Source organism: Vibrio sp. 10N.261.51.F12 (assembly GCF_041471725.1).
GTDB lineage: Bacteria > Pseudomonadota > Gammaproteobacteria > Enterobacterales > Vibrionaceae > Vibrio.
Map to the genome: position 1 here is coordinate 62,677 of NZ_JBFROV010000041.1, position 7,818 is coordinate 70,494.

Annotated in this window: 4 protein-coding genes and 1 pseudogene; 3 read left to right on the plus strand and 2 right to left on the minus strand. The window is 42.3% G+C overall.

From position 1 onward, the window contains the following. Nucleotides 1-52: 52 nt before the first annotated feature. Genes AB4405_RS21445 through AB4405_RS21455 form a run of 3 tightly spaced genes read left to right on the plus strand, consistent with a single transcriptional unit; the run spans nucleotide 53 to nucleotide 1,889 of the window. Nucleotides 53-223 carry a hypothetical protein gene (locus tag AB4405_RS21445; protein ID WP_372062755.1) on the plus strand — a complete coding sequence of 57 codons (171 nt, stop codon included), beginning with the start codon at nucleotides 53-55 and terminating at the stop codon, nucleotides 221-223. Then, nucleotides 220-1,050, plus strand: a complete 831-nt coding sequence (locus tag AB4405_RS21450) for a hypothetical protein (RefSeq protein WP_372062756.1) — start codon at nucleotides 220-222, stop codon at nucleotides 1,048-1,050. Before AB4405_RS21445 ends, AB4405_RS21450 begins: the two co-directional genes overlap by 4 nt. Nucleotides 1,051-1,073: 23 nt before the next feature. Beyond that, nucleotides 1,074-1,889 (plus strand): hypothetical protein, encoded by an 816-nt coding sequence (locus AB4405_RS21455; RefSeq protein ID WP_372062757.1) that lies wholly within the window; start codon nucleotides 1,074-1,076, stop codon nucleotides 1,887-1,889. Between the two features lie 126 nt (nucleotides 1,890-2,015). Here AB4405_RS21455 and AB4405_RS21460 read toward each other — a convergent pair. Next, a pseudogene (locus AB4405_RS21460) lies at nucleotides 2,016-2,438 on the minus strand (phage protein). Between the two features lie 484 nt (nucleotides 2,439-2,922). Further along, on the minus strand, nucleotides 2,923-7,818 hold a 4,896-nt coding region (locus tag AB4405_RS21465; RefSeq protein ID WP_372062758.1), incomplete at its 5' end, for a tandem-95 repeat protein.

Sequence of the window (7,818 nt, forward strand, 5' to 3'; positions counted from 1 at the left end):
GACGGTATGGAGATATATGCTAACATAACTTCCTTATAAGTAAGGAGATTACATGGATAAAACGCTAGGTTGCTGTCTGGTTTTTTTTGTAGTATTGATTATTCAATATGCGGGATTTAAGTATATCTACCCTCAATCACCTATAGAGCCTATGTACGCTTTATTTGGCTTTGTCAGCTTTACTGCAACTGTTATTTATTTCAAACTTCAGAGTAAAAAATGAAAATGCCACTTATCATCGCTGTAACACTAGCAGCGCTATTAGTCGGGTGCTCATCCAAGTCACAAACGAGCAATCCAAAGAATAGCTATAAACTAAGTGACTTTCAGGTAATCGGGCCTAAGGGCTCAAATATAAATGTAGCAGGGGAAGCCGGAAGTGGAATCGCTTTGGCAGAAGCAACGGAAACAATGGCGTATGGTGGACTTGCTGTCACTTTATACCCCTTTATTGAGATGCAAAAGCTTCTATCTTCAAATGAAAGCATAACAACCACTTACTATTTTTCTTACTTAATAGTTGGTTCATCTTCAAAAGATAGTCCTGCCAATAAAACATATGAATCTCTTGCTGACACAATTCTCACTCGGAACCCACCTATAACAGACCTTAAGGCCGTAAGTACCTCTGCGAGAGAATTGAATCTATTTGTGATTCCAACGGATGAGTCAGGACACTATGACTTAAATGTTGCAATGAGCATACTAGAAGCGCTTAGAGATAGTTATCCAAATGACTTTAAAGGAGAGGGACCATACATCATTACATCAACGGCCCCTTTTAACGATATATTTGACGCCAACACTGCAGTTGGTATTCACTATTTTGATTTGTCTGGACTTAACCCGCACTCGATGCCGCAACTTGTAGATGAGTTGAAAAATATGGGGTATGAAACAACTAGTGAAGGTGTGGTAGCTATCCCAGTAAGACCCAAAACCCGTGCTTTAAGCTTGATGTACGATGCTAGTAACTCAATCAGCGTTGCGAGAGAGGAATTCTTGCAGTGGGTCGGATTGTTAGAGTCTGGGAAAGCGGTTCTGAAATGAATAACGATATAGGTTAACGCGATATGATAAAAAAGCCCTCAACAAGTACACTTTTAAGTGTGGTAGCAATAGCTGCAACCATCATAGTGTCTTTATTACAACCATTTTGGGTTTCAATCGTCGATGATAATAAATCACTTGAATATAATTTGTCATACGAGACTAAACTGGCGGGTGGGGGTGAAAATAATTGGCCACTCTTAAAAATAAATTATGATAATAAGCAGCAGAAAGACGTTAGAATTTCAGGGCTATCGATTGAAAATACAGGCAGCGAACCAATTCTAACCAGTGATTTCGATGCTCCGCTTGCAATAATTTTTGACTCGGGCACAACCGTACTGAGTGCTAGAGTAGCCTCATCTTCACCAAGTCGTATGCCTATAAATCCGTCTTACTCTAGCAACAAGGTATACATACAGCCCTTGCTTCTAAATCCATCTGATTCATTCACAATCGAGGCATTGGTAGCGGGTAACGGCGGGTTCAATACAGTTGATGTTAGAATCACAGGAGTGAGTGAAGCCGGTAGAAAAAAATTCGATTTTAATAATGGGATGTATTTTTCCATTAGGGAGAACTCATCTCCTCAAAGTCGAACTTTTATCGAGACACTAAAAATTGAGTTATCCGACCTTATTATAATTTCGATTTCTGTAATCATATTCATAATCTGTACAAGTTACTACTATGATGAGTCAAGCCTCATCAAAAAGCCTCAAAAAGCCTCAAAAACTACTATTGGTATTTCTACCAATAGTAGCAATAATCCAAGTATTGACGATGAGCTTTTTCTATTTTTTTTCAAATCGATTGGAGTTAGATGCATCGATATCTAAATACGTCAGCATATTTGCAGCAGGCACAGTGCTATTGCTGATCAATCTATATTATAAAATCAAAGCCAAACAGAGGCTCATAAATAAAAGTTAATACAGTGCGATAGAGGTATCGCATTGTATCGATTACTTGAGCTTTGATGGTATCCAAGGTGCCGCCGTCATACGACGACCGCCACGAAACGGTAAGACATTTTCTTTAGCGGGATAAATCTTGGGATAGTTAATGTGACCGTGTAACTCGACCAATTCACGATGTTCATCGCGCTATAGTGCAAAGCTTTCCAATTCCTTTGGATTAAATTCTCGACCCGTGGGTGTGACAAGTACCGCACGGGCTTCATCGATATAAAAACCACGCCAACGAATATCATTAGGAAGATAGCCGAGCGCTTTAATCAACAACAACTTTTCAGCCATGGGATTGATGGGAACTGTGCCATTAAGCCAACGCGAAATCGTGACTTTGTTTACGTGGAAATATTCAGCGCCAGCGCGCACAGTTTTAAATTCTCGCCAATACAACGTGACGAATGACTCTAACATCATAGTGATAAGCCTCACATAAATTCTGATACAAAAAACGTTTATTCCGATTGCTTTGTTTTTATTAATAGTCATTGCCGATAGAACGGGCTAAAGGTGACTTTTTGTTTATCAATCAAGTTTCAAAGCAACTTGAAGCGTATCAGTGTGAGCGCCAGTAATGCAGGAGTAAGGATTCACAAGTGACTGAAATTCTTACAGATTAAACAGGATTATATTCAATATCTTCAAATGTTAAAAAAACACCCTTCGGTGCGTATTATCTATCTTATGTTAAATAAGGTTTTGTACATTGTGAGTCTAACTGCTTCCTTACGTTCCCTATCTTCTTGTTAGTGCTTTCATCACGCGCTATTTAACCATAACGCTATTTACCATAAAATACCTAATAATCACATTAACTTAATCTAGCGATTACGTTAATGTGATTATTAAAAAGATACTGCGTTGTAACGAACCGATACGTTAGCCACAACGCTATTGGCTTCTAAACCAGATTATCGTCCACATCGGATTGTGGATTGGACGCTGAGTTATCATCAGTGCCAAAGCTTCCTGAATCATCAGTAAAATCAATATCAACTTGGGTATTGTCACTTTGAGTCCAGTCGCTCCCGTTAGTTTGTTGTAGCGAAGAAGTATCTTGCGTTTGCTGTGTCGACGATTGCATTGAGTATTGGTCATCAATATCCAGTTGCAACGTGCCTGACGCGCTATCCACTGGTGAGTCTAACTCATCATAACCTTGGAACGTCAGCGTCGCTTGTCCTTCGAAATCATCACCTAATACAAGTGTAACCGGTTGAGTTAGATCTCCGGATATGGTGTATCCGCCTTCACCGTCATTAAGAGCACCATTGATTTCCGCACCTTCTGGTAAATCACGAATGACAATATGTTCTACGCCTTCTGCTGAGCTGACGTCATCAGGAGCATTGATATTGATTTCATCTCCCGGTGCTGCGGTGATGTCGGATTGGTTGATTGCTGTCTCACCATTTTCACTTTCTGTATCACCTACTCGCATTTCTGATGGTGTATGTTCTGTCCCGTCGGTTTCAACATGTAAACTTGTGGAATAAGTTTGTTCTTCTTCGTCATTTTGTATCAACGCCGATACCTCAATGTCACCTGAAAACCCTTCATCGGGCCAGAATGTCCATTGGTCATCGTCAGTAGATATTATCGCACCTTGATCGCCTATATAACTAAGTTCATTTATCGTTGAGTCCTCGGCCAGACCTAAGCTCAAGAGCACATCTGAGGCCTCAATATCTATAGAGCCATCTTCGGATTGGTGCAACGCTTGTTCATTTTCGGTCGTAGTTTCTACGCCAATATTCAAATGGCTTTGAACGCTATTTTCACCATCACTAGCTATAAAACCTATCTGTGCTTGGCCAATGTAGCCTTCTGCTGGTGTGAATTGATAATTGCCCTGCCCGTCAGATTCAATTAAACCTTGACCTTCGAGCAATGAGACAGATTCAATGTTTAAATCCTGATTATCATCAGAAGAAATCGTTGCTAGCATGTCGGAGTCATTAAAACTAATCGATTGGCTTTCTTCTACCTCCGCTTCGCCTATTCCTTGAATAGTTGAAATGTTACCCATGGAAGATTCTGAATCAAACACTCTTATGTCACTTTGTTCATCGTATAAAATACCATCTTTTTCTATAACATAAGCAAAGTCCGCGCTGCCTAAGAAGTCCGGTGATGGCGTGAACGTCCAACTTCCATTATCGTTCTGGACGAGAGTACCGGAGTCTGGGTTTATCAAATGAACCAATTGAATGTCATCGTTAGGGTCGGCATCAACGTTTTGAGCCATATTGATCAAATCATCGTGACTTAGAGTAATGGCGTTCCCTGATACCAGGTTAAAGTCACCTCCAACCTGAACCTCATCATTTTGCTCAGGTTCATCACCATAGTCGACGGTCGTCGCTGAAACCGTGACAAAGAAATTGCCGTTGAAATCATCGGGTGGCGTCATCTGAAGGTTATCAACATCCCAGTGTGTGATATTGATAACTTGTCCTGGTTCGGAAATGATTACCGTATTATTCCCATCACTGACCTCAAACCCTACTGGGTAACCAGTCATCATCAAATTGCTTAAAAACTCTGAGTCATCAATTAGGTTAACATCAAGATTGAGGTAACCCGCGGTATCTTCAGAAAAAACAAGCGGTCCCTCGTGGGCGGTCGTAATGACGGCGCCATCGGCAATGGGTCTAACGAAAATAGGTACGTCAAGTGCGGTCTCAAATTCGCCATCGGAAGCGATCACTTTAAGCTCTGATATGCCCGCAAAGTTCTCTGTTGGTGTAAAGGTCCAGGTGCCATCTCCGTTGTCAGTTACCGCCCCTCCATCTTCATTATCAGGCATAATGACTCTGGATATGACAAGTTCATCGGTATCTATGTCACCAAATAAGTTCATCATATCCGATGTATCAAAGGTAAAAGCCCCGTCTTCACTCGTGGTTAGGGATGCATTACCAACAGTAAAAGGTTCATCATTGACAGGGATGACATCAACATTCAGAGTGCCTTGGGCTGTAAGTTCGCCGTCTGAAACAAGATATTCCAGTTCAACAAGGCCATTAAAATCTTGGCTCGTGACAAGGTGATACATTCCATCTGGTTGCTGTTGAAGCGTCGCATTCTCTGGTGCTCGAACATTCAAACTCTCTAGCGTAAGAGTATCACCATCAAGGTCGGTCGCTTGATTAGTAATGAAACTTGGATCAATGATCAGAAGTTGGTCTTCATCCGTCGACATCGTGACGAGCGGAGCATCAGGTGCATCATTAATGGCTTGAATATCAACCCTGCCCTGTACTGGCGTTAATACCGTACCGTCATCGATATTGAAGTTAAACGGTACTTCACCGTTGTAGTTTTCATTCGGAGTAAAAGACCATGTACCATCTTGATGATCAATGAGATCTCCAAATGTAGCGTCGATGGCTAGGTCTTTAGCGGTAAGTGTGTCTCCATCCACATCTTGAGCTAGTGCCAATAAGTCACTTTGCGTTATATGAATAATTTCATCTTCGTTAGACGCTAACAAGACCGCCTCTGATGTTGCCGCGTCGTTCACTTCGCTGACGGATAGGTTAAATGTGTTGTCGATTGTAAACTCGCCGTCGCTTATTTTGTACGAAAGTGCTAAATCTCCATTAAAGTCTTGGGATGGCGTGACGGTAAACGTGCCATCATTATTATCGACGACGGTCGCATTAGGATCCGACGTAACTAAATCGGTAGCGATCAAGGTGTCATCATTTTGGTCGCTAGCATGTTCTAGTAGCATGTCTTGTGTAACGATAATGGAATGATCTTCATCGACCGTGGAAGAAGTTGCCTCAGACTCAGGGGCATGTTCACGTGCATCAATATGGATCGATTGGGTCGTCAGAGAAGTATCTTCGTTATCCATTTCGGTAGCGGTAGCGGTGATTAGGACATCAAACTCACCGCTATACTCGTTAGGCAGGTCAATTAGTACGGGTTCATTGAGCGCTACAATGGGAAGAATAATTGGTGTTTCGTCAGATACAGTCACTTCCCCTCGGTAAATTGAGGTGTTGGTTTCTCCAAGGTCGATAGTAAATAGGAAATCGCTGTAGTCGCGATCTCCCCCGTTAAACATGTCTTCAATTCCGTATACAAGTTCATCATTATCATTAAAATACGTACGCGAATGGTCGATACCATCTTGGTTTAGATTTGAACTCGAACCACCGTGGAATATAGCATCGCCATGCTGACTTTGGATGACAGACACTTCGCCACTGTCCTCGACAAATACAAGTTGAGGGTCGATAGAATCGGTAGTGGCCGGCGTACCATCTGCGTTTCTGAATTCATAACTACCCTGACTAAAGCTATCAAAATTATTATGATTATAGCCATTAGGGATCACGAATAGATTAAAGCTATCACCTTGTGGCAAGTCGAAGGAAAATGAGGATTCTCCAGGAATTAAATTACCCCCACCGCCAACTTGGGAGGCATTTTCATACACCACTTCTACATCTTGGATCTGGCCATTTTCATCAACTTTGTAATACCCAACTGCATTTCTAAACCCTGCGGTTTCTCCTTCAAACGTAACCGTTATTTCAGAATCAACATAACTTGTTATCCCGTCATCTTGGTTGTTTAATACGGTTTGGTTGTCATAATGAATGGTTGAACCTACTGGAATTCCTGACACATCAACCGTCAGAGACTCCGAATCATCTAAGTCGGTAAGTGATGCGGCAATGTTCAGTTCTAATGTGTCATCTGGGTCGACTTTTAAACCTTCAGCGTTAATGACTTGCCCTGCTGCAGCAGTAACGACAAGTTCTGGCGCGTCAGCAACGCTGTCTACGTTAACTTTGATGACTTGAGTCGCCTCAGAGAGACCATCTGATACCGTGTACGAGAGTTCAACTTGACCTGAAAAATTTTCGCTAGGCGTAAACGAATAAGACCCATCGTCATTATTAATCAGAACGCCCTGGTCACCTTGATACCCGACATTAATAATCGAAAGATCGTCGCCATCAATATCACTGGTGTTTTCAAGCAAATCAGTGTCGTAAAAGACGAGCGTTCGATCCTCATCGACGTTAAGTGACACTTCGGATGCTACAGGACCATCATTGACTGGCACAACGTCAACATTGATCGCTGCACTTGAAGTGCTTGAACCATCAGAAACGTCGAAACTAAGATTTAAACTGCCGTTAAAATTCTCATTGGGAGCAAACGTATGAGAACCGTCATCGTGGGTGGTTAATATACCATCTCCCCCTTCATAATGGACTCCGCTGACCATTAAATCGTCGCCATCTATGTCTGTTGCGCTCACTAGCAAGTCTTCATTAGTAAATCTCAGTGTACCGTCTTCGTCCATGCTAAAGTTTTGGTCGTAAATCACAGCCGCATCATTGACCGCGGTCACCGATACATCAAGTTGAGCCGGTGATACTCCACCATTTCCGTCATCAACGGTGTAGTCAATTTCAAAGTTGCCGTTGAAGTTTTCATCTGGCGTGATGGTATACGTCCCATCGCCGTTGTCTGTGATCGTGCCATTAGGCATACTAATATCAGATATAGTGACACTGTCACCACCGCTTTCTGCGTTGTCAGTATCCTCATCAGGCGTAGCAAACAATGACGCGATATCTACCCCATTGTCTGCACTGGCCGCTTCTTCACTGGTGGGTAACGTGAATGCCGTTTGGCTGCCCACATCTTGACTTGGCACAACGATACCATCAACCACATCGAACACATGCCAATGGTCGCCACTGATGGTGTCAGGTAATTCAGGTGTGAAGGTTTGAACGAGCGTATCGCCAACAAACACTTGAAC